This is a genomic window from Streptomyces sp. NPDC039480 (assembly GCF_055597165.1).
This window is the reverse complement of sequence record NZ_JBVITX010000019.1, coordinates 14,864-37,139: the sequence shown is the minus strand read 5'-3', so window position 1 is coordinate 37,139 and position 22,276 is coordinate 14,864. Positions and strand designations below refer to the sequence as shown.

Annotated in this window: 17 protein-coding genes and 1 pseudogene; 11 read left to right on the top strand and 7 right to left on the bottom strand. The window is 70.9% G+C overall.

The annotated features are described in order from the left end of the window. Positions 1-337: 337 nt before the first annotated feature. Positions 338-1,117, top strand: coding sequence for a GNAT family N-acetyltransferase (locus ACZ56E_RS38800; RefSeq protein WP_471221712.1), 780 nt, complete (start codon positions 338-340; stop codon positions 1,115-1,117). Then, entirely contained in the window at positions 1,114-2,049 is a 936-nt protein-coding gene (locus tag ACZ56E_RS38795) for a lysophospholipid acyltransferase family protein (protein WP_471221711.1), read from the top strand. Before ACZ56E_RS38800 ends, ACZ56E_RS38795 begins: the two co-directional genes overlap by 4 nt. Here ACZ56E_RS38795 and ACZ56E_RS38790 read toward each other — a convergent pair. After that, positions 1,991-3,016, bottom strand: a complete 1,026-nt coding sequence (locus tag ACZ56E_RS38790) for a LacI family DNA-binding transcriptional regulator (RefSeq protein WP_471221710.1) — start codon at positions 3,014-3,016, stop codon at positions 1,991-1,993. The two genes, ACZ56E_RS38795 and ACZ56E_RS38790, sit on opposite strands and share 59 nt — an antisense overlap. 306 nt (positions 3,017-3,322) lie before the next feature. Here ACZ56E_RS38790 and ACZ56E_RS38785 point away from each other — a divergent pair, with 306 nt between their 5' ends. The 7 genes and pseudogenes from ACZ56E_RS38785 to pulA all read left to right on the top strand — a co-directional run bounded on the left by ACZ56E_RS38785 (position 3,323) and on the right by pulA (position 13,597). Beyond that, positions 3,323-4,594 carry an extracellular solute-binding protein gene (locus ACZ56E_RS38785; RefSeq protein WP_471221709.1) on the top strand — a complete coding sequence of 424 codons (1,272 nt, stop codon included), beginning with the start codon at positions 3,323-3,325 and terminating at the stop codon, positions 4,592-4,594. A 41-nt stretch (positions 4,595-4,635) separates the two neighbouring features. Then, the gene (locus ACZ56E_RS38780) at positions 4,636-5,646 is read left to right on the top strand and encodes a carbohydrate ABC transporter permease (RefSeq protein WP_471221708.1); all 1,011 of its coding nucleotides are present in this window, start codon (positions 4,636-4,638) and stop codon (positions 5,644-5,646) included. After that, a complete protein-coding gene (locus ACZ56E_RS38775; RefSeq protein WP_471221707.1) occupies positions 5,643-6,518 on the top strand; it encodes a sugar ABC transporter permease in 876 nt (291 codons plus the stop codon). The genes ACZ56E_RS38780 and ACZ56E_RS38775 overlap by 4 nt, the downstream gene beginning before the upstream one ends. Positions 6,519-6,574: 56 nt before the next feature. After that, the gene (locus tag ACZ56E_RS38770) at positions 6,575-8,224 is read left to right on the top strand and encodes a glycoside hydrolase family 13 protein (RefSeq protein ID WP_471221706.1); all 1,650 of its coding nucleotides are present in this window, start codon (positions 6,575-6,577) and stop codon (positions 8,222-8,224) included. After that, positions 8,212-9,276 (top strand): LacI family DNA-binding transcriptional regulator, encoded by a 1,065-nt coding sequence (locus ACZ56E_RS38765; protein ID WP_471221705.1) that lies wholly within the window; start codon positions 8,212-8,214, stop codon positions 9,274-9,276. The genes ACZ56E_RS38770 and ACZ56E_RS38765 overlap by 13 nt, the downstream gene beginning before the upstream one ends. A 97-nt stretch (positions 9,277-9,373) precedes the next feature. Then, positions 9,374-10,771: pseudogene (locus tag ACZ56E_RS38760) on the top strand (alpha-amylase); the annotation flags it as partial. A 96-nt stretch (positions 10,772-10,867) separates the two neighbouring features. Beyond that, on the top strand, positions 10,868-13,597 hold the full coding sequence (gene pulA, locus ACZ56E_RS38755; protein WP_471221704.1) for a pullulanase-type alpha-1,6-glucosidase: 2,730 nt from the start codon (positions 10,868-10,870) through the stop codon (positions 13,595-13,597). Here the strand turns inward: pulA and ACZ56E_RS38750 are convergent. Further along, complete coding sequence (locus ACZ56E_RS38750) at positions 13,584-14,597, bottom strand: chitinase (protein WP_471221783.1); 1,014 nt, start codon at positions 14,595-14,597, stop codon at positions 13,584-13,586. The two genes, pulA and ACZ56E_RS38750, sit on opposite strands and share 14 nt — an antisense overlap. A 189-nt stretch (positions 14,598-14,786) precedes the next feature. Next, the gene (locus ACZ56E_RS38745; protein WP_468605855.1) at positions 14,787-15,242 is read right to left on the bottom strand and encodes an Lrp/AsnC family transcriptional regulator; all 456 of its coding nucleotides are present in this window, start codon (positions 15,240-15,242) and stop codon (positions 14,787-14,789) included. A gap of 140 nt (positions 15,243-15,382) precedes the next feature. Here ACZ56E_RS38745 and ACZ56E_RS38740 point away from each other — a divergent pair, with 140 nt between their 5' ends. Together ACZ56E_RS38740 and aspA are read left to right on the top strand one after the other, a co-directional pair. Beyond that, the gene (locus ACZ56E_RS38740) at positions 15,383-16,405 is read left to right on the top strand and encodes an asparaginase (RefSeq protein WP_471221703.1); all 1,023 of its coding nucleotides are present in this window, start codon (positions 15,383-15,385) and stop codon (positions 16,403-16,405) included. Positions 16,406-16,451: 46 nt separating this feature from the next. After that, complete coding sequence (gene aspA / locus ACZ56E_RS38735) at positions 16,452-17,855, top strand: aspartate ammonia-lyase (RefSeq protein ID WP_471221702.1); 1,404 nt, start codon at positions 16,452-16,454, stop codon at positions 17,853-17,855. 46 nt (positions 17,856-17,901) lie between these two features. On the opposite strand, the gene ACZ56E_RS38730 is transcribed toward aspA, so the two are convergent. The 4 genes from ACZ56E_RS38730 to ACZ56E_RS38715 form a co-directional block, all read right to left on the bottom strand. After that, on the bottom strand, positions 17,902-18,585 hold the full coding sequence (locus ACZ56E_RS38730; RefSeq protein WP_471221701.1) for an HAD family hydrolase: 684 nt from the start codon (positions 18,583-18,585) through the stop codon (positions 17,902-17,904). 26 nt (positions 18,586-18,611) lie between these two features. Next, the gene (locus ACZ56E_RS38725) at positions 18,612-19,094 is read right to left on the bottom strand and encodes an Lrp/AsnC family transcriptional regulator (RefSeq protein ID WP_468605847.1); all 483 of its coding nucleotides are present in this window, start codon (positions 19,092-19,094) and stop codon (positions 18,612-18,614) included. Positions 19,095-19,187: 93 nt separating this feature from the next. Then, positions 19,188-20,483 (bottom strand): ricin-type beta-trefoil lectin domain protein, encoded by a 1,296-nt coding sequence (locus ACZ56E_RS38720; protein ID WP_471221700.1) that lies wholly within the window; start codon positions 20,481-20,483, stop codon positions 19,188-19,190. 133 nt (positions 20,484-20,616) lie between these two features. Next, positions 20,617-22,137, bottom strand: coding sequence for an MFS transporter (locus ACZ56E_RS38715; protein ID WP_471221699.1), 1,521 nt, complete (start codon positions 22,135-22,137; stop codon positions 20,617-20,619). Positions 22,138-22,276 lie beyond the last annotated feature (139 nt).

The following is a 22,276-nucleotide window of genomic DNA, read 5'->3' as shown; positions in this document are numbered from 1 at the left end:
GGTCTTCGCCGGGTGGGCAGGCGGGGACGGCCTGCCCGATCCCGACGCGTGCCGGACGGCGGGCCGATGCACGGCTGAAGCGCGCAGTTCAGCCGGTGACGTCACCGTGCTGCTTGGACGGGGCGGGTTCTGTGCGCCGCTCGCCGCCCGACTCTCCCTGTTCCCTGCCGCCTTCTGACCCCTGCCGGCGCCTGCTCCCCACTGGCTCCCCGTTCCCCACTGGCCCTCCGCTCCCTATTGGCCTCCCGCTCCCCACTCGCTCCCCATTCCTCTCTGTCTCCGTCGTCTCCGTCGTCCCCCTCGTCTCGACCCCATCGAACCGAGAAACGGAACTGTCATGCCCTCGACACCGCTCACGCCGTCCACGGCCCCCGCCCCGACCGCCCCTGCGGTCGCCCCCGCGTACGTCACCTCCGTCGCGGACACCACCGAACAGATCAGGGCCGCCCAGCGGCTGCGCCACCGCGTCTTCGCGGAGGAGCTGGGCGCGGCCCTCGACACGCCCCTGCCCGGCCACGACATCGACGCCTTCGACGACCTCGCCGACCATCTGATCGTCACGGACACCTCGACCGGCGAGGTCGTCGGGACGTACCGGTTGCTGCCGCCGGGGCGGGCCGAACGGTCTTACTCCGACGGAGAGTTCGACCTGCGCGCGCTGAGCGGTCTGCGGTCGACCACCGTCGAGGCGGGCCGCTCCTGCGTCCACCCCGACCACCGCTCCGGTGCCGTGATCAATCTGATGTGGTCGGCTCTGGCCCGCTATGTCCTGCTCTCCGGTCACCGGTACCTCGCGGGCTGCGCCTCCGTGCCGCTGGCGGACGGTGGCCGGGCGGCGTCCAGTGCCTGGCTGCTGGGCACGGCCAAGCACGCGGTGCCGCCGGAGCTGCGGGTGCACCCCCGGCGCCCCTGGGTTCCCGAGGGCCCCCTGGCCGAGCGCCCGGTCCTCGCCGACCTGCCGCCTCTGCTGCGCGGCTACCTCCGGCTCGGCGCGTGGGTGTGCGGCGCCCCCGCGTACGACCCGGAGTTCGACGTCGCGGACTTCTTCGTCCTCCTCGACACGGAGCGGCTCAGCGCGCGCCACCGCCGCTACTTCCTCGGCGAGGACGCGCGGTGACCCCGTGGGCGGTCGACCGGGGCTGCCCGGCGAGCTGCGCCGCCGACCCGGACCCGCGCGTGTCCTTGGGTGAACTCACCCGCCGGTACGCAGCGTTGACGTACACCCTGACCCGGTCGGTGGCCCGTGGCGACCGGCTGGCCGAACCCGCGACCCTGCGGGCCGAGGCGCGCGCGGTGCTCGGCGCGCTCGGGGTGAGCCTGGAGGTGGCGGGTGGCGAACGGCTGAGCTCGCGATCACGCTTGTCCTCGCGCGCAGGCGCTATGGGCACCCTGGTCGTCGCCAACCACGTCTCCTGGCTCGACGTCGTCGCCCTGCTCGCCGTCGAGCCGGTGAACGTGCTCGCCAAGCGCGAGGTGGGCCAGTGGCCGGTGATCGGCGCGCTGGCCCGGCGGGTGGGCACGCGGTTCATCGACCGGGATGGCGGATCGCGTGAACTCCCGCATGTCGTAGCAGAGATGGCGGCAGCGCTGCGGGCGGGGACTTCGGTGCTCGTCTTTCCGCAGGCGACCACCTGGTGCTCGGCGCAGGGTGGTCGTTTCCGCCGGGCCGCCTTCCAGGCGGCGGTCGACGCGGGGGCTCCGGTGCGTCCTGTGACGGTCGAGTACCGCCAGAGCGGTGTGCCGACCACCGCTGCGGCCTTCCTCGGCGCCGAGGACTTCACCGCGTCGTTGCGCCGCGTCGCGAGCGCCCGCCGCTTGAGTGTGCGCGTCACGGCGCATGCCCCGCTGTGGGGCACCGACCGGCGGGATCTGGCTGCGGCGGCCCAACAAGCGGTCCTTCACGGGGCGTTGAGCGTTGCCCCCCAGAGTCGAGTCGGGGATGGTGCGCGCCCTCCAAAGAACGGAAACGCTTGCACAGTGGGGCGGCCGCTCATCGCGCCGCGAGCCGCCCCGAACCCGTGGAGCCCCGCACCACCAGCTCCGGCATGAAGACGAACTCCCCGTGCGGCGCGGGCGTTCCGCCGATCTCCTCCAGGAGGGCGCGGACCGCCGCCTGGCCCATCGCCTGCACGGGCTGGCGGATCGTGGTCAGCGGCGGATCGGTGAACGCGATGAGCGGGGAGTCGTCGAAGCCGACCACCGAGATGTCCCGGGGCACGCTCAGACCCAGGTCGCGGGCGGCCCGGACGGCGCCGAGCGCCATCATGTCGCTGGCGCAGACGACGGCCGTGCAGCCGCGGTTGATGAGAGTGGTGGCCGCGGCCTGCCCGCCCTCCAGGGTGTAGAGGGAGTGCTGGATCAGCTCGGCCGACTCGTCGGGGTCGACGCCGAGGCGTTCGAGCAGGCCCAGCTGGAACCCCTCGATCTTGCGCACCACGGGGACGAACCGCTTGGGGCCGACCGCCAGGCCGATCCGCGTGTGGCCGAGCGACGTCAGATGCGTGACGGCCAGCCGGACGGCGGCGCGGTCGTCCGTGGAGACGAAGGGGGCCTTCACGTCCGGCGAGAAGCCGTTGACGAGTACATAGGGGACGTCCTGGGCGCGCAACGCCTCGTAACGCCCCATGTCGGCGGTGGTGTCGGCGTGCAGTCCCGAGACGAAGATGATGCCGCTGACACCGCGGTCCACCAGCATCTCGGTGAGCTCGTCCTCCGTGGAGCCGCCCGGCGTCTGCGTCGCGAGCACCGGCGTGTAGCCCTGCCGGGTCAGGGCCTGCGCGATGACCTGGGCGAACGCGGGGAAGATCGGGTTGTCCAGCTCGGGAGTGATGAGGCCGACGAGGCCCGCGCTGCGCCGGCGCAGCCGCACCGGACGCTCGTAACCGAGGACGTCGAGGGCGGCGAGGACCGCCTCGCGGGTGCCCACGGCCACTCCGGGCTTGCCGTTCAGGACGCGGCTCACGGTGGCTTCACTGACCCCCGCGTGGGCTGCGATGTCGACAAGCCGTGCGGTCATGGCACTGGACTGTACCTGTCGTCGACGGGATTGCACACCGCCTGCGAAAGCTTGCGGAAAGAGCTGTCCTGCAAGAACCTTGCAGGCGTATTCAGCGCGCCCGGCCAGGCTGTCAAGCGCAGCACCGGCAACGGTAAGGACACACGGGCGTAACGATCACCGGCACTTGCAGAAATTTGCCGCAAGCTCTTTCGGCCGCATTCCAACGCTGTTACGTTCCTGGCAACCCGGCGCCGCGTCGAGAGCGGCCAGCAGGAGGCACCTCTTCGTCTCCCCGTGATTCCGGGATCAGTTGAAGGAGTTCACATGCGGCGTGGCATAGCGGCCACCGGGCTGATCGCTGCCCTGGCCATGACAGCGGCGGCCTGCGGGGGCGACGACGAGGGCAGCGGCGGGAGCAAGGACGGGAAGCTCTCCGGCACCGTGACCTTCTGGGACACCTCGAACGACGCCGAGAAGGGCGCGTACGAGAAGATCGCCAAGGGGTTCGAGAAGCTGCACCCCGACGTCGAGGTCGACTATGTGAACGTGCCGTTCGGCGAGGCCAACGCCAAGTTCAAGAACGCCGCGGGCGGCAACTCCGGCGCCCCGGACGTCATGCGCACCGAGGTCGCCTGGACCCAGGACTTCGCCTCGCTCGGCTACCTCGCCCCGCTCGACGACACGGTCGCGCTCGACAAGGCCCACGACTACCTCCCGCAGGCCGCCGCGAGCACCAAGTTCAAGGGCAAGACCTACGCCGCGCCGCAGACCATCGACACCCTCGCGCTCTTCTACAACAAGAAGATGCTGAAGGCCGCCGGCGTCGACGTGCCCAAGTCCTTCGACGACGTCAAGTCCGCCGCGAAGAAGATCAAGTCCAAGTCCGGCAAGACCGGCCTCTACCTCCGCGGCGACGACCCGTACTACTACCTCCCGTACCTCTACGGAGAGGGCGGCGACCTCCTTGACACCAAGAACAAGAAGGTCACCGTCGACGGCCCCGAGGGCGCCAAGGCCTTCTCGGTGATGAAGGACCTCGTCGACTCCAAGGCGGCGGTCACCGACGCGAGCGACGGCTACAACAACCAGCTCAACGCGTTCAAGGACGGCGACGTCGCGATGGCGCTCGACGGCCCCTGGTCCATCGAAGGCGCCCTGCAGGGCAAGGAGTTCAAGGGCGACAAGGGCAACCTCGGTGTCGCCCCGGCCCCGGCCGGCAGCGCGCGCCAGGGCGCCCCGCAGGGCGGCTGGAACCTCGCCGCGTACGCCGGTTCCGAGAACCTCGACGCGTCGTACGAGTTCATCAAGTACATGAGCTCCGCCAAGGTGCAGCAGCAGACCACCGAGGAGCTCAGCCTGCTCCCGACCCGCACCTCCGTCTACGACGTGAAGTCCGTCAAGGACAACCAGATGGTGCAGTTCTTCAAGCCCGCCGTGGAGAAGTCCGTGCAGCGGCCGTGGATCCCGGAGGCCAACGCGCTCTTCGAGCCGATCCGGCTGCAGCTGGGCAAGGTGCTCAGCGGCAAGACCTCGCCCGAGAACGGCGCCAAGGGCATCGGTGACGCCTACCGCAAGCTCCTCAAGGACTACAAGTAACTCCTCAAGGACGACAAGTAAGAGGGAGGGCTGACCGACCCATGGCTGTCGAGACGGGCCGGTCGGTGGCGAAGGCCGCGGATGCGCAGGGCATCCGCGGCCGCGGCCACCGCCCCGCCAAGAATTCAGGGCGGCTGCGCAGGGCGTTCGCCACCTACTGGTACGCGTGGGCCATGGTCGCCCCCGTGGTGATCGTGATCGGCGTGATCGTCGGCTATCCGCTGGTGCGGGGCATGTACCTGTCGACGACCAACGCCAACGAGGCGAACGTCGAGCGGCACATCGGTGTCAACGACATCCCCGCCACGTACGAGTCCGTCGGGCTCGACAACTACCAGGCGATCCTGTCCGACGGCGTCTTCTGGGACCGCCTCACCTGGACCGTCGTATGGACCGTGTCCTGTGTCGCGCTGTCCTTCGTGCTCGGTCTCGCGCTCGCCCAGATGCTCAACCGCAGGCTGGTGGGACGCTCCCTCTACCGGATGGCGCTGATCCTGCCGTGGGCGGTGCCGGCCTTCGTCTCCGTCTTCACCTGGCGGCTCCTCTTCAACGAGAAGAAGGGCCTGCTGAACAAGCTCCTCGCGGGCGGCGGCATCGACGCGGTCCCGTGGCTCAACGACCCGACCTGGGCCAAGCTCTCGGTGATCACCGTCAACGTCTGGCTCGGCGTGCCGTTCATGCTGGTGGCCATGCTCGGCGGCCTGCAGTCCATCCCTGGCGAGCTGTACGAGGCGGCCGAGATGGACGGCGCGGGCCCCTGGCAGCGCTTCCGGCACATCACCCTGCCGGGGCTGCGCTCGGTGGCCAGCACGGTCATCCTCATCAGCGGCATCTGGACCTTCAACATGTTCCCGGTGATCTTCCTGCTGACCAGAGGCGGGCCAGGAGACTCCACCGAGATCCTGGTGACGTACGCCTATCGGCTCTCGTTCGTCGTCAGCCCCCGCGACTTCGCGGGCTCCGCGGCCTGGGGCGTGCTCATCCTCGCCCTTCTGTCGATCATCGCGGTGGCCTACCGCCGCGCGCTCCGCAAGCAGGGAGAGGTGTGGTGACCACCGTGCCGACCGAACCGAAGGCCAAGCAGCGCAAGCCCAGGGGACGCGACGAGCGCGGCCCGCTGGCGTCGGTCGCCCTGCACGCGACCCTGCTGCTGGCCAGCGCCATCGCGGTCATGCCGCCGCTGTGGCTCCTGGTCACGTCGTTCAAGCCGGAGAGCGAGGCCTTCTCCACCGACCTGGTGAAGGACTTCACCCTCGGCAACTACGACCACGTCCTCAACGACACCGAGTTCCCGAACTGGATCCTCAACTCCCTCGTCGTGGTGGGCCTGACCACGGTGATCGGCGTCTTCATCGCGGCCACGACCGGCTACGCGGTGAGCCGCTTCAAGTTCCCCGGCATGCGGCCGCTGATGTGGCTGCTCCTGATCACGCAGATGTACCCGGTCGCGGTGCTCATCGTGCCGCTGTACAACCTCCTCGCCAGCCTCGGTCTGCTCAACCAGCCCGTCGGGCTCGTCGTCACCTATCTGACGATCGCCGTGCCGTTCTGCGCCTGGATGATGAAGGGGTACTTCGACACCATCCCGGTCGAGATCGACGAGGCCGGGCGGGTCGACGGGCTCAATCCGTTCGGCACGTTCTGGCGGCTCATCGTGCCGCTGGCCAAGCCGGGCCTCGCCGTCACCGGGTTCTACAGCTTCATCACCGGCTGGGCCGAGGTCGCCTACGCCTCCGCCTTCATGACCGGCGAGGAGAACCTCACGCTCGCCGGCGGCCTGCAGACCTTCGTCAACCAGTACACCAGCGACTGGGGTTCGCTGACGGCGGCCGCCGTGATCGTCGCGGTGCCCGCCGCGATCATCTTCGGCTTCGCCCAGCGCCACCTGGTCTCCGGCCTGACGGCGGGCGCGACGAAGTCCTGAGACACCCCGTCCGGGACCTCCCGCCGCCCCCACCACACTCGATCCCCAGGGAAGACATGACCCAGCACCTCGCTGCCCCTGCCGCCCCCGCCACCGAGACGCGCACGGACTGGTGGCGCGGCGCGGTGATCTACCAGGTGTATCCGCGCAGCTTCGCCGACAGCAACGGCGACGGCATGGGCGACCTGGAGGGCATCCGCAGCCGGCTGCCGTACCTCAGGGACCTCGGCGTCGACGCCGTCTGGCTCAGCCCCTTCTACGCGTCGCCGCAGGCCGACGCCGGCTACGACGTCGCCGACTACCGCGCCATCGACCCCGTCTTCGGCAACCTCCTGGACGCCGACGCGGTCATCCGCGACGCCCACGAACTCGGCCTGCGCATCATCGTGGACCTGGTGCCCAACCACTCGTCCGACCGGCACGACTGGTTCCGGCGCGCGCTGAGCGAGGGCCCCGGCTCCCCGCTCCGGGAGCGCTACCACTTCCGCCCCGGCAAGGGCGCAGACGGCGAACTCCCGCCCAACGACTGGGAGTCAATCTTCGGCGGCCCCGCCTGGACGCGGGTGCCCGACGGCGAGTGGTACCTGCACCTCTTCGCCCCCGAACAGCCCGACTTCAACTGGGAACACCCCGCTGTCCAGGACGAGTTCCGCTCCATCCTGCGCTTCTGGCTCGACATGGGCGTCGACGGCTTCCGCGTCGACGTCGCCCACGGCCTGGTCAAGGCGGCGGGCCTGCCCGACATCGGCAGCCACGACCAGCTCAAGCTGCTCGGCAACGACGCCATGCCGTTCTTCGACCAGGACGGCGTGCACGAGATCTACCGCAGCTGGCGCAGGGTCCTCGAGGAGTACGCGGGCGAACGCATCCTCGTCGCCGAGGCCTGGACCCCGACCGTCGAGCGCTCCGCCCACTACGTGCGCCCCGACGAGATGCACCAGGCCTTCAACTTCCAGTACCTGGGCACCTCGTGGGACGCCGCGGAGCTGCGCGAGGTCATCGACGCGTCGCTGGCCGCGATGCGTCCCGTGGGCGCGCCCGCCACCTGGGTGCTCTCCAACCACGACGTGACCCGGCACGCGACGCGCCTCGCCAACCCGCCGGGTCTCGGCACGCAGCTGCGGACCGCGGGCGACCGTGAGCTCGGTCTGCGCCGCGCCCGCGCCGCGACCCTGCTGATGCTGGCCCTGCCCGGCTCCGCCTACCTCTACCAGGGCGAGGAGCTCGGCCTGCCCGACGTCACCGACCTGCCGGACGAGGTGCGCCAGGACCCGTCGTTCATCCGTGCCAGCGGGCAGGACGGCTTCCGGGACGGCTGCCGGGTGCCCATTCCGTGGACCACCGACGGCTCCTCGTACGGCTTCGGTCCCGGCGGCAGCTGGCTGCCGCAGCCCGCCGGGTGGGGCGAGCTGAGCGTGCAGGCGCAGACCGGCGACCCCGGCTCGACCCTGGAGCTGTACCGCAGCGCGCTCGCCGTGCGCCGGGCGGAGCCGGGGCTCGGCGCGGGCGGGACGATCCAGTGGCTGGACGCCCCCGAAGGCGTGCTCGCGTTCGCCCGCGAGGGCTTCGTGTGCACCGTGAACACCACCGCCGAGGCCGTGCGGATGCCCGCGCCCGGCCGGGTCCTGCTCGCCAGCGCCGAGGCGGAGGTCACGGACGGAGCCGTGCGGCTGCCCGCCGACACCACCGTCTGGTGGGCGGTGTGACGCTTTCCTCCGCGCCGCGGGACGCCCACCGGGGCGCCCCGCGGCTCCTGGACATCGCGGCGCAGGCCGGCGTCAGCGAGGCCACCGCGAGCCGCGTCCTGAACGGCAAGGCGGGGGTCGCGACCGGCACCAGGCGCCGGGTGCTGGCCGCCCTCGACGTCCTCGGCTACGAACGGCCCACCCGGCTGAAACGGCGCAGCGCCGGCCTCGTCGGCCTGGTCATCCCCGAGCTCACCAACCCGATCTTCCCCGCCTTCGCGCAGGTCATCGAGCAGGTGCTCGCCGGACACGGCTACACCCCGATGCTCTGCACCCAGATGCCGGGCGGCGCCACCGAGGACGAGCTGGTCGAGCAGCTGGAGGACCGCGGGGTCAGCGGCATCATCTTCCTGTCGGGCCTGCACGCCGACCTGACGGCCGACACCGCGCGCTACCGCGAACTGGCCCGCCGCAACGTGCCGTTCGTCCTCGTCAACGGCTACAACAAGGACATCCCCGGCTGCTTCGTCTCACCCGACGACCGCTCGGCGGTGCGCATGGCCGTACGCCACCTCGTCGACCTCGGGCACGAGCGGATCGGCCTTGCCATCGGCCCGACGCGGTACGTTCCCTCGCGCCGCAAGGCGGAGGGGTTCGCGGCGGCGCTGCACAGCATGCTCGGCCTGGCACAGAGGGAGGCCGAACGGCTCGTACAGCGCACCCTGTTCACCGTCGAGGGCGGGCAGGCCGCGGCCGGCGCCCTCCTCGACCTGGGGTGCACGGCGGTGGTCTGCGGCAGCGACCTGATGGCGCTCGGCGCCATCAGGACGGTGCGTGAGCGCGGTCTCGCGGTGCCCGACGACGTCTCCGTGGTCGGATTCGACGACTCCCAGCTCATCGCCTTCACCGACCCGCCGCTGACCACGGTGCGGCAGCCGGTGCAGGCCATGGCGAGCGCCGCGGTGGGTGCCCTTCTTGAGGAGATCGACGGAAACCCCGTGCAGCGCACGGAGTTCGTGTTCCAGCCGGAGCTGGTCGTACGGGGTTCCACCGGAGTGTGCCCAGAGGGTTGACCCGGCCCTGGGGGCGCCATACGGTCCAACCCGCAACAACTTGTGCTGACTTGCAGCAAGCACTTGCTGAAGGCCCCCCAACGCGCAGGAGGTACCCATGCCCGGCCGGACCCTCAAGAGCCGCAGACCCGTCGCCACCGCGCTCGCCCTGGCGGCGGGCCTCGCGGGCAGCGTCGTCGCGGGAGCCCCCGCGGCCCAGGCGGCCCCGCCCGGCGGCAAGGACGTCACCGCCGTCCTCTTCGAGTGGGACTTCTCCTCGGTCGCCAAGGCGTGCACGGACCGGCTCGGCCCGGACGGCTACGGGTACGTGCAGGTCTCGCCGCCGCAGGAGCGCCTCCAGGGTGAGGCGTGGTGGGCCGCCTACCAGCCGGTCAGCTACAAGATCGGCTCCCGGCTCGGTGACCGCGCCGACTTCAAGCACATGGTCGACACCTGCCACTCCGCCGGGGTGAAGGTCGTCGCCGACGCGGTGATCAACCACATGACCAACGCCTCCGGCACCGGCTCGGCGGGCTCCCGCTTCACCAAGTACGACTATCCCGGCACGTACTCGGCCTACGACATGGACGACTGCAAGGCCGACATCAGCAACTACCAGGACCGCTGGAACGTCCAGCACTGCGAACTGGGCGGCCTGGCCGACCTGGACACCGGCGAGGAGTACGTGCGCGGCCGCATCGCCGCCTACCTGAACGACCTGCTCTCCCTCGGCGTGGACGGCTTCCGCGTCGACGCGGCCAAGCACATCCCCGTGGACGACCTGAAGAACATCAAGTCCCGGCTGACCAACCCCGGCGCCTACTTCAAGCAGGAGACGCTGCACGGCGCGGGCGAGGCCGTCGACCCGGGCGAGTACACCGCCGCCGGCGACGCCCAGGAGTTCCGCTACGCCAGGGACCTGAAGCGGGTCTTCACCAACGAGAAGCTCGCCTACCTCAAGAACTACGGCGAGGGCTGGGGATACCTGCCGAGCGGCAAGTCGGCGGTCCTCGTCGCCAACCACGACACCGAACGCCACGGCCAGACCCTCAGCTACAAGGACGGCGCCGACTACACCCTCGCGCACGTCTTCATGCTGGCCTGGCCCTACGGCTCACCGGACGTCCACTCCGGCTACGAGTTCAGCAGCAACGACGCGGGCTCGCCCAACGGTGGTCAGGTGAAGGCCTGTTACAGCGACGGCTGGAAGTGTCAGCACGCCTGGCCGGAGATCCGCAGGATGGTGAAGTTCCGCAACACCGCGCGCGGCGCCGCCGTCACCGACTGGTGGGACAACGGCAACAACGCCATCGCCTTCGGCCGCGGCGACAAGGCGTACGTGGTCATCAACCACGAGGGCGCCACCGTCGACCGCACCTTCCAGACCTCCCTGGCGGCCGGCACGTACTGCGACGTGCAGAGCGGCAGGAAGGTCACCGTCAACGGCTCGGGCCGGTTCACCGCGGCCGTGGCGCCGAACACCGCCCTCGCGCTGCACACCGGCTCCAAGAGCTGCTGAGCAGCCCCCCCCATGACCGGCCGCCCGGCCCATCCTTGTCCCCGCTGCCGGGCGGCCGCACCTGCTTCCCACCCCTCAAGGAGAGACTTTTCCGTGACCGGCTCCCCGCGCCGTACCGCCGTCACCGTGGCGGTCGCCCTGCTCGCCGCCACCGTGCCCCTGACCGCGACGGCCACGGCCGTGCCGCTCGCCCCTTCGGTGCGGGGCGCTGCGGCTGCGTCGGCCGACGGTCTCGACCTGTCGAAGTCGCGGGCCCAGTGGATCGACCGGTCCACCCTCGCCTGGGACACCGGCACGGGCGCCGTGCATGAACTTCTGTCCGCACCCCACGGCGGCCTCGTGGTCAAGGACGGCGACATCGTCGGTGACACCGGCAGTGACGCCCGCCGACTGCGCCTCACCCCGGTCGCGGGCGGCCTCACCGACGCCCAGAGGGCCAAGTATCCGCACCTCAAGGGCTACGCCGCCTTCACCGTCGACCCCCGTGACCGCGACCGGATCCGCGCGGCCCTCACCGGCCAGCTCGTCGCCACAGGACGGACGGCCGACGGCACCCTGCGTGCCGCCACCGGCGTCCAGACCCAGGGTGTCCTCGACGACCTCTACGGCGCGGCCGCCACCAGGGCCACCCTCGGCCCCCGGTTCACGCACGGCCGCGTCACCCTCGCCGTCTGGGCTCCGACCGCGCAGCAGGTCTCCCTCGACATCGGCGGCCGCACCGTCCGCATGCACCGCGACGGCGCTTCCGGCGTCTGGTCGGCGACCGGGCCGAGGAGCTGGTCGGGCAAGGCGTACAGGTACGTCGTCAAGGTGTGGGCGCCGAGCGTCCGGAAGGTCGTCACCAACAAGGTCACCGACCCCTACTCGACCGCCCTCACCGCCGACTCCGAGCGGAGCATCGCCGTCGACCTCGGCGACCCGAAGCTCGCCCCCAAGGGCTGGACCACGCTGCGCAAGCCGAAGGCGACCCCGCTGCGCGACGCGCAGATCCAGGAGCTGCACATCCGGGACTTCTCCATCGAGGACCGCACCTCGGACCACCCCGGCAAGTACCTCGCGTTCACCGACGAGAAGTCCGACGGCATGCGGCACCTGCGCCGCCTCGCCCGCTCCGGCACGTCGTACGTACACCTGCTGCCCGCCTTCGACATCGGCACCGTCCCCGAGCGCGCCGCCGACCAGGCCACGCCCGACTGCGACCTGCCCGCCCACGCCCCCGACTCCGACGAGCAGCAGGCGTGCGTCACCAAGAGCGCCGCCGAGGACGCGTACAACTGGGGTTATGACCCGCTGCACTACACCGTCCCCGAAGGGTCCTACGCGAGCGACCCCGACGGCACGCGCCGCACGGTCGAGTTCCGCAGGATGGTGCAGGGCCTGAACGGCTCCGGCCTGCGCACGGTCATGGACGTCGTCTACAACCACACCGTCGCGAGCGGCCAGGCCGACAAGTCCGTCCTCGACAAGATCGTGCCCGGCTACTACCAGCGCCTGGAGGCGGACGGCTCCGTCGCCACCTCCACCTGCTGCGCCAACACGGCGCCCGAGAACGCCATGATGGGCAAGCTGGTCGTCGACTCGATGGTCACCTGGGCCAGGGAGTACAAGGTCGACGGCTTCCGCTTCGACCTGATGGGGCACCACCCCAAGGCCAACATCCTCGCGGTCCGCAAGGCCCTCGACGCGCTGACCGTGGCGAAGGACGGCGTCGACGGGAAGAGCATCATCCTCTACGGCGAGGGCTGGAACTTCGGCGAGGTCGCGAACGACGCCCGCTTCGTCCAGGCCACCCAGAAGAACATGGCGGGCACCGGCGTCGCGACGTTCTCCGACCGCTCGCGCGACGCGCTGCGCGGCGGCGGCCCCTTCGACGACGACCCGGGCGTGCAGGGCTTCGCCAGCGGCCTGTACACCGACCCCAACGCGTCGAAGGCGAACGGCACTCCGGCCGAGCAGAAGGCCCGCCTCCTGCACTACCAGGACCTCATCAAGGTCGGCCTGTCCGGCAACCTCGCCGACTTCACCTTCACGGACTCCGCCGGACGCAGGGTCAAGGGCGCCGACGTCGACTACAACGGTTCCCCGGCCGGTTACGCGGCGGCCCCCGGCGACGCCCTCTCCTACGCCGACGCGCACGACAACGAAACGCTGTACGACGCGCTCGCCTTCAAGCTCCCCGAGGACACGTCACCGGCCGCCCGCGCCCGTATGCAGGTCCTCGCGATGGCCACCGCCTCGCTCTCCCAGGGCCCGGCGCTCTCCCAAGCCGGCACGGATTTGCTGCGCTCCAAGTCCCTGGACCGGAACTCCTACGACAGCGGCGACTGGTTCAACGCGATCCACTGGAACTGCCGCGCGGGCAACGGCTTCGGCCGCGGTCTCTCCCCGGCCGCCGACAACAAGGCCAAGTGGCCCTACGCCAAGCCCCTGCTGTCCGCCGCGGCGACGCTGACGCCGGGCTGCGCGGAGATCGACGGCACGGCGGCCGCGTACCGCGACCTCCTGAAGATCCGCACCACGGAACCCGTCTTCTCCCTCGCCACACCCGGACAGGTCCAGTCGGCCCTCTCCTTCCCGCTCTCCGGCACCGCGGCCGAGACGCCCGGCGTCATCACCATGAGGCTCGGCGACCTCGTGATCGTGTTCAACGCGAGCCCGGAGGCGCAGCGGCAGCGCGTGACGGAGACCGAGGGCGCCCGCTACGCCCTGCACCCGATACAGGCCTCCGGCGCCGACCGGACCGTCAAGTCGTCGGCGCACGAGCGGAGTTCGGGCACCTTCAGCGTCCCGGCGCGGTCGGTGGCGGTCTTCAAGCGCGGGTGAGCCGCCTGAAGTTGTCCCCGAAGGTCCAGCCCTTGGACCCGTCCCAGTTGATCGACCAGGTCATCAGGCCCTTCAGGGCGCCGTTGTAGTGGTTCCAGGCCTGCGCGACGAGGCTCGGGGACATGTACCCGCCACCGGCGCCCGGCTGGGCGGGGAGGCCCGGGACCTGCTTGTCGTAGGGGACCTTGATGGTGGTGCCCTGGATGGTCAGGCCCTTGTTCAGGCAGTCGGTCTGGGCGGTGAAGCCCTGGACGGTGCCCGCGGAGTAGGAGTCGCCGGAGCAGCCGTACATGCTGCCGTTGTAGTACTGCATGTTGAGCCACCAGAGGCGGCCGTTGTCCGCGTACTTCTTGATGATGGGCAGGTACGCGCCCCAGATTGAGCCGTAGACGACGCTGCCCCCGGTGACGTACGCCGTCTCCGGGGCCATCGTCAGGCCGAAGCCGGCGGGCATCCGGGCGAGCACGCCGTCGATGATGCGGACGAGGTTGGCCTGCGAGGGCGACAGCTGGTTGATGTTGCCGCTGCCCACGAGGCCGGTCTCGATGTCGATGTCGATGCCGTCGAAGTTGTACTTCTTCAGGATCGGCACGATCGTCTCGACGAACCGGTCGGCGACGGTGCTCGAGCTCAGGTCGATGCCGGCCGTGGCGCCCCCGATGGACATCAGGATCGTGGCGCCGTCCGCCTTCGCCTGGCACATCTCCGCCGGTGTCGCGACCTTCACCGTCGCGTCCATGCCGTCCTCCCACAGGACGGTGCCGTCGGAGCGGATCACGGGGAAGGCCGCGTTGATGACGTTGTAGCCGTGCTGGCGGATGCGGGGGTCGGTGATGGGGGTCCAGCCGAACGGCGGGTGCACGCCGTTGGCCGCGCCGTCCCAGTTCTCCCAGTACCCCTGGAGCACCTTGCCCGCGGGCCTCGACTTCAGCGCGCAGCTCTCGGCGCGGGTGTCGGCCCGAGGTCCGGCCGGGTCCGGGGCCGCGGCGGCGGCCGGCAGCTGTGCGACACAGACCAGTGCCAGGGCGGACCCCAGCAGGCGTAACGTCCGACCGATCACGCTGTGCTCCCTGGGTGCGGTGGGGGACTGGGAGACGTGCCTCGTGCGGTGCGTCAACCTAGGCTGGACCAGACCAGTCGTCAATAGGTCTGTACCAAGGCGGCGAGGGGGGCGGGGGTCGGATGCGGCTCAGGTGTTCACCGGCAGGCCCTGCGGCTCCTTGATCCGCTTCATGATGATCTGCGAGTTGACCTCGGTGACCCCCGCGAGCGCCGTCAGCCGCTCGATCCAGAGACGTTCGTACGCGGCCAGATCGGCGACGGCGATGCGCAGCAGACAGCCGGGGCTCCCGAACAGGCGGTACGCCTCGATGACGTCCGGGATGTCCTGGAGCGCCGCCTCGAACGCCTCGACCGTCTCGCGGTCGCGCCGCACCTCGATGGAGACGAGCACCTCGAAACCCCGTCCCACCGCCTCCGGGTCCACCACGGCGCGGTATCCCTGGATCACGCCGTCCAGCTCCAGCTGGCGGACCCGCCGCATGCACGGCGACGCGCTGAGCCCGACCCGCGCGGCCAGCTCCTGATTGGTCAGCCGGCCGTCGCTCTGCAGCTCGCGCAAAATATTGCGGTCGATCTCATCCATGGCGCAATTATCCACCACGAATATTGCGGGAGCCTCGGATATCGGCAAACACATTGCGCGGTGTTCGATCTATCCTTGCGCCGAGGCTGCCCACCACCCGGGGGCTGAAGGACCTCAGCATCCCTGGGAGGTACGCGGACGTGGAAGCACAGGCGCGGCGGATCGTCGTCATCAGCACCGGCGGGACCATCGCGAGCCGCTGGCAGGGGACCGGCTTCGCCGCCGACGCCCCCGGCCGCGAAGTACTCGCCACCGCCGCGATACCCCACGGCATACGCTCTGAGGTCATCGACCTGTTCAACGTGAACAGCCCGCGTCTGACCTCCGCCCAGCAGCTCACCCTGCTGCGCACCGTGCGCGAGGTGTTCGCCGACCCCGGCGTCGACGGCATCGTCGTCACCCACGGCACGGACACTCTGGAAGAGTCCGCCTTCCTGCTCGACCTCCACCACGACGACCCGCGCCCCGTCGTCTTCACCGGGGCGCAGAAGCCGCTCGGCGCCGAGGACGGCGACGGACCCGGCAACCTCTACGACGCGCTGCTCACCGCCGCGACCGTCCGTGACCTCGGCGTCCTTGTCGTCTTCGACGGCAAGGTGCACGCCGCGCGCGGCACCGTGAAGACGCAGACCCTCGCCGCCGACGCCTTCGCCGACCCGTCCGCGCCGCCCGTCGGCAAGGTGGGCTTCGGCAAGGTCTCGATCCTGCACCGCCCGGCGCGCCCCGAGCCGCTGCCGACCCCCGCGGACCTGCCGACCGGGTCCCTGCCGCGCATCGACATGGTCATGCACCACGTCGACGCCGACCCGCTCTTCCTCGAGACGGCGGTCGAGGCGGGCGCGGAGGGCATCGTGCTCGTCGCCACCGGCGCGGGCAACGCGACGCCCGAGTTCGTCACCGCCGTCACGACCGCCATCGAGCGGGGCGTCGTGGTCGCCCTCACCACCCGCGTCCCCGCCGGCCCCGTCACCGAGATCTACACCCACGGCGGGGCGGTCGACCTCGCGGCGGCCGGAGCGGTGCTCACCGGCACGCTGCGTGCCGGTCAGGCCCGTACCGCGCTCCTCGCCGCGCTGCTCTCGGCCTCCGGCCCGGCCGAGCGGACGGCTCGGCTGCGCCGCATCGTCGGTGAGCCGGCGGCCGTCGCCGACCAGGCCGCCTGAGGCGTCCCGCCTCGACATCACTCCCGGAAGAGAACAAGTACACACCATGAGTACCGCCCCCGCCCTCCGCCGCGAGCACGACCTGCTCGGTGACCGGGACGTGCCCGCCGACGCCTACTGGGGCATCCACTCCCTGCGCGCCACGGAGAACTTCCCCATCACGGGCATCCCGATCTCCGTGTACCCGCAGCTGATCGACGCGCTCGCCGCCGTCAAGGAGGCCGCCGCCCGCGCCAACGAGGAGCTGGGGCTGCTCCCGAAGGCCAAGGCCGACGCCATCGCCGCCGCCTGCCGGGAGATCCGCGCGGGCCACCTGCACGACCAGTTCGTCGTCGACGTCATCCAGGGCGGCGCGGGCACCTCCACCAACATGAACGCCAACGAGGTCATCGCCAACCGCGCGCTCGAACTCCTCGGGCACCCCAAGGGCGCGTACGAACACCTGCACCCCAACGAGGACGTCAACCTCAGCCAGTCCACCAACGACGTCTACCCGACCGCCGTGAAGGTCGCGACGGTCAGCGCGGTCCACGGGCTGCTGCGCGCGATGTCGGTGGTGCAGGACGCGTTCGCGGCGAAGGCCCTGGAGTTTCGCGACGTCCTGAAGATGGGGCGCACACAGCTCCAGGACGCCGTGCCGATGACGCTCGGCCAGGAGTTCTCCGCGTACGCCGTGATGATCGACGAGGACCGCATGCGCCTCGCCGAAGCGGTCGAGCTGATCCACGAGATCAACCTCGGCGCCACCGCGATCGGCACCGGCCTCAACGCCCCCGCCGGTTACGCCGAGACGGCCCGCCGCCACCTCGCCGAGATCACCGGCATGCCGCTGGTGACCGCCGCCAACCTGGTCGAGGCGACGCAGGACTGCGGCGCCTTCGTGCACCTGTCCGGCGTCCTGAAGCGGATCGCGGTCAAGCTCTCCAAGAGCTGCAACGACCTGCGGCTGCTCTCGTCGGGCCCGCGCGCGGGGTTCAACGAGATCAACCTGCCGCCCGTGCAGGCCGGTTCGAGCATCATGCCGGGCAAGGTCAACCCGGTCATCCCCGAGGTCGTCAACCAGGTCGCCTTCGAGGTGATCGGCAACGACGTCACCATCACCATGGCCGCGGAGGCCGGCCAGCTCCAGCTCAACGCCTTCGAGCCGGTCATCCTGCACTCGCTCGCCAAGAGCATCACCTCGCTCCGCCAGGCCTGCCTCACGCTCGCCGAGCGGTGCGTGGAGGGCATCACCGCCAACACCGAGGTGCTGCGCGCCTCGGTGGAGACGTCCATCGGTCTGGTGACCGCGCTCAATCCGCACATCGGCTACACCGCCGCCACGGAGATCGCGCGTGAGGCGCTCGCCACCGGGCGGGGTGTTGCCGAACTGGTCCTGGAGAAGGGTTTGTTGCCGCCGGAGCGGCTGGCTGAGCTGCTCACCCCTGAGCGGGTGGCCGGGGCCGCCTGAGCGGTTCGGGGCTAGTTGTCTGCTGCGGGCGGCCCTCAGGGGACCCCTATCGGGGCGCCAGGACCTCGAGCGCAGCCTGGGCCGTGAACTCGCGGTGGCCGCCGCGGAACACCAGGTCCGCCGAAGTGAACGCCTCGTCGGAGGCGTGGGCGGCGACGTACGGTATCGCCACGCAGCGCATCCCGGCCGCCCGCGCGGCCAGTGCGCCCGGTGCCGCGTCCTCGAAGACCACGCAGTCCGCGGGGTCCGCGCCCAGCAGCTCGGCCGCCGCGAGGAACACGTCCGGGGCGGGCTTGCCGCGCGGGACCTCTTCGGCGGAGACGACCGTGGTCAGCCGGGCGTCGAGACCCGTGCCGGCCAGGATCGCCTCGATGGCCGCGCGGGACGACCCGGACGCCACCGCCATCGGCACGCCCGCCTCGTGCAGGGCCTCGACGAGCTTCCGCATCTCCGGGTAGACGGGCGTGTTGGCGCGGGCCAGCTCCAGATAGCGGCGGTCGAGGTCGGCGAGGAGCTCGGCCGCCGAGGCCTCGATGCCGTACTCCGTCCGCCACAGGGCGAGCGTCTCCACGGAGCTGATGCCGACGTACTGCTCGTTGTCGGCCCAGGTGTACTCCCGGCCCGTGAAGTCGGCGAGCAGGGCCCGCGAGGCTTCGTAGTAGTTGGGCTCGCTGTCCACGAGAGTGCCGTCGAGGTCGAAGACGACCGAGGTCCTGCCGAAGGTGCTCATGGCCTCCAGCATGCCAAACGGCCAGGTCACCCCTGTCCGGCGGTCGACCTGCCGACCGATTCGACCAGCGGGAGCAGGCGGTGCGGCACCCGCTCCCGCAGCGCCATCTCCGTACGTGTGCGCACCACGCCCGGCAGGTTGATCAGCTGCTGGATGACGTCCTCCAGGTGCCCGTTGTCCCGGGCCGCGACGCGGGTCAGCAGGTCGCCGCCGCCCGTGATCGAGTGCGCCTCGATGATCTCGGGCACGGCGGCGAGCGCGTCCCCCACCTCGTCCAGATGCCCCTGCGTGACCTCGATGTGGACGAAGGCGAGCACGGGGTGGCCGAGCGCCGCGGGGGAGAGGAACGGGCCCGTGCCGGTGATCACGCCGTCCCGCTCCATGCGGTCCAGCCTGGCCTGCAGGGTGCCGCGGGCGATCCCGAGGACGCGCGCGTACTCGCGCAGGCTGGTGCGGGGCTGTTCGAGGAGCAGCCGCAGGATGCGGGTGTCGAGTTCGTCGACGGCCATGGTGCGAGGTTCTCCCAGGTGGGCGGGGCTGATCGCTGGTGACTGTAGCCGCTGTGCCCCGCCGAAGACCGAGTACTCCCCGCTGACCAAGGGTTACTTCGGTGTGACCCAGACCTGGCGCTTGTACGTGTTCGCCGCGTGCAGCTGGACCTTGGTGCTGTCGGCGGTGGAGCCGCCCCGCACGTCGAGGACCTTGCCGGACGCGATGTGCACGATCTGTCCCTTCGCATTGACCGACCAGCGCTGCGACGCGCCGCCGTGGCAGTCGGAGAGGCTGATCTTGTTGCCGTTGGCGCTCTGGTTGCGGTAGTTGTCCAGGCACTTGCCCAGCGCCCGGAACGTGCCGTCCTTCTGCACGATCCATGACTGCGCGACGCCGCTGTTGCAGGTGTAGAGCTGGATCTGCGTGCCGTTGGCCGCCTTGCCGCCCTTGACGTCGAGGCACTTGCGGCCGATGCCGGTCACCTTGCCCTGCGGGGGCAGCGCCGCGCCGCCGCCGCGGGCCAGGTGGCGCAGGCCCTGCATGTCGTACTGCTGGACGTAGGTGCCCGCGCGCTTGTCCTGGTACGCGTTGGTGGGCGTGCACATCACCGGGAACTGGCCGGAGTCGGTGCCCTTGACGCAGTCGCCGCGGGCCGCGCTGCGGTTGGCGTGCGCGAGGCCCATCGTGTGCCCGAGCTCGTGGCTGATGTGGTTGCGCAGGTAGGTCGCGCCCATGGAGGGTGCGGGCCTGCCGTCCGCGGTGAAGAACTCGTCGTCGATGTACGCGTGCCCGCTGGTCACCGTGTCGGCGAGGGAGGAGGCGTAGAAGCCGCAGCTCAGGTTCTTGCTGCCGGAGCCGTCCCGGACCACCTTCCAGCCCGATGAGCCGCCGTCGGCCGGGGGGACGCAGGGGCGGCGCAGGAGGCCGACGACGATCTCGCCCCGGGGCCGGACGTAGTCCCAGCCGACCGGCCTCATGTCGACGGAGACGGGCAGCGCGGTGACCCGCCGGAGGTCCGCGGCGGACTTCTTCACGTAGGGGCCGAGCCAGTCCGCGGCCCGCTTGTCGTAGAACTTGATGGTGTAGCCGGTGACGAGGTATTTGGACGCGCCGCCCGACTTCCAGCCCGTGCCGTGCGGGGGCCCGGCGGCCGCCTGCCGCGAGGAGGACGCGGGGGGCGGCGGCTTCAGGGACATGACGCCGTTCTCGAAGGAGGTCCCGTCCGTGCGGGAGACGCCGAAGTCGTCCGTCTCGGCGGCCGGCCGCGCCGCCGCGGACCTCCCGTCGCCACCCGTGCCGAACGCGGCGGGCGACAGCTGGACCCCCGCCACGACGGCCGCCGCGGCACCCGCGACGGCCATCGCCATGCGGCGCTTGCGCGCGCCACGCTTCCGTATGGAACTCAAGTCCCCGTCGTCCTCTCACTGAACACCTGGAGCCGAACAGATGATAGGGGGAACTGAGGTGCGGACGTGGCCAGTTGGGCGTCAGGGCGCACGGGGGTGTCAGTGAGCATGGGGTATCAGTGCGCGTGGGGCGTCAGTGCGCGTCCTCCGTCGGGCGCAGGCCCTTGGGGATCTTCGCCCAGGTGAGCGCGGCGGCGGCCAGCGGCAGCGCGGCCGCCATCAGGAATGTCGGTGCCATCCCGGAGGTGAACGCGTCGGCGGCCCGGGTGAGCAGGGTGGCGCCGGCCGGGCCCGTGAGCTCGTGGGCGACCCGCGCCGCCTCGCCGATCGAGTCGCTCACGGCCGCCGTGGTCTGCGCCGGCAGGCCAAGGTCGGGCAGGTTCACGCGGTACAGCGCGGTGGCGACGCTGCCGAGGACGGCCACGCCCATCGCGGCGCCGAGTTCGTAACAGGTCTCCTCGACCGCCGCGGCACCGCTGACGTCCTTGGCCGGGGTGGCGGCCATCAGCGTGACCGACGCGGCGGTCGTCCCGATGCCGACGCCACAGCCGAGCACCGCGAGCGCGACGGCGATTTCGCCGTAACCGAGCGGCTCGGACAGCTGGAGCAGCCACGGCAGGGCGAGCCCGGCCGCCATCACCACCAGGCCGCCGCCCATCACGTGCCGGATCGGCAGCCGGTGCATCAGCACCGGAGTGACCAGCGAGGTGAGGACCAGACCCAGCGGGGCGGGCAGCAGCCGGACGCCCGCCTCCAGGGGTGTGTAGCCCTGCCCGTACTGGAACCACTGCGTGATCAGGAACAGCGCCGAACCCAGCGCGATCATGCCGAGGAAGATCGAGGCCGCGGCGATGGCGAAGGGGCGGGACGCGAAGAGGCGTACCTGCAGCAGCGGGTGCGTCAGGCGCAGCTGGCGACGGACGAAGACGGTGAGCGTCACGGCGGCGACGACGAGGAGGGCCCAGGCCACCGGGTCGGCGGGGCCGCCCTTGCCGAGCTGCTTGATGCCGCCCGCCAGGGCGAGCATGCCGACGACGGACTGGCCGACGCCCCACCAGTCCCAGCGGCCCTCTCGGGGCTGGTGGGACTCGGGCAGGATCCACAGGCCGAGCGCGATGATGACCAGCGCGACGGGGATGTTGATCAGGAACGCGGACTGCCAGCCGTCGTGCTCGACGAGCAGGCCGCCGACGACCGGCCCGAGCGCCATGCCGCCGCCGAAGACGGCCGACCACACCGCGTAGGCGAGGGCGCGCTCGCGGGCGTCGGTGAAGACCTTCCGCAGGATCGACAGGGTGGCCGGCATGATCGCCGCGCCGCCCGCGCCGAGCAGTGCCCGGGCGGCGATGACCTGCCAGGCGGCGGTCGCGAAGACGGCGAGCAGCGAGGCGAGGGCGAAGACGCCGAAGCCGATCAGGAGCAGCCGTTTGCGGCCCCACCGGTCGCCGAGCGCGCCCGCGGTCACGAGGAGTCCGGAGAGCACGAGGGCGTAGATGTCGATGATCCACAGCTGCTGCACGGAGCTCGGCCGCAGATCGGTGACCAGGGACGGGAAGGCGACGTTCAGGATCGTGGTGTCCATGGCGATCAGCAGGAGGCTGCCGGAGAGGATCGCGAGGACGGCCCAGCGCCGTGAGTCACGTTGCGGGGTCATGGGGAGTAACACCTCAGTTCCGAATGAGACACCAATGTCTCACAAGGAACGTACAAGTGTCCACTGAGGCACCGCGCTCACCCGCTTACCGCACGGCCCTTGGCATCACTCCACCCTTGGGATCACTCCACCCTTGGGG

Bases quoted from the DNA above. Each gene is read 5' to 3' on its own strand.
- ACZ56E_RS38780 (WP_471221708.1), top strand. From the start codon at position 4,636: ATGGCTGTCGAGACGGGCCGGTCGGTGGCGAAGGCCGCGGATGCGCAG.
- ACZ56E_RS38785 (WP_471221709.1), top strand. From the start codon at position 3,323: ATGCGGCGTGGCATAGCGGCCACCGGGCTGATCGCTGCCCTGGCCATG.
- ACZ56E_RS38715 (WP_471221699.1), bottom strand. From the start codon at position 22,137: ATGACCCCGCAACGTGACTCACGGCGCTGGGCCGTCCTCGCGATCCTC.
- ACZ56E_RS38725 (WP_468605847.1), bottom strand. From the start codon at position 19,094: ATGGCCGTCGACGAACTCGACACCCGCATCCTGCGGCTGCTCCTCGAA.
- ACZ56E_RS38790 (WP_471221710.1), bottom strand. From the start codon at position 3,016: ATGACCGCACGGCTTGTCGACATCGCAGCCCACGCGGGGGTCAGTGAA.
- ACZ56E_RS38800 (WP_471221712.1), top strand. From the start codon at position 338: ATGCCCTCGACACCGCTCACGCCGTCCACGGCCCCCGCCCCGACCGCC.
- ACZ56E_RS38745 (WP_468605855.1), bottom strand. From the start codon at position 15,242: ATGGATGAGATCGACCGCAATATTTTGCGCGAGCTGCAGAGCGACGGC.
- aspA (WP_471221702.1), top strand. From the start codon at position 16,452: ATGAGTACCGCCCCCGCCCTCCGCCGCGAGCACGACCTGCTCGGTGAC.
- ACZ56E_RS38730 (WP_471221701.1), bottom strand. From the start codon at position 18,585: ATGAGCACCTTCGGCAGGACCTCGGTCGTCTTCGACCTCGACGGCACT.
- ACZ56E_RS38770 (WP_471221706.1), top strand. From the start codon at position 6,575: ATGACCCAGCACCTCGCTGCCCCTGCCGCCCCCGCCACCGAGACGCGC.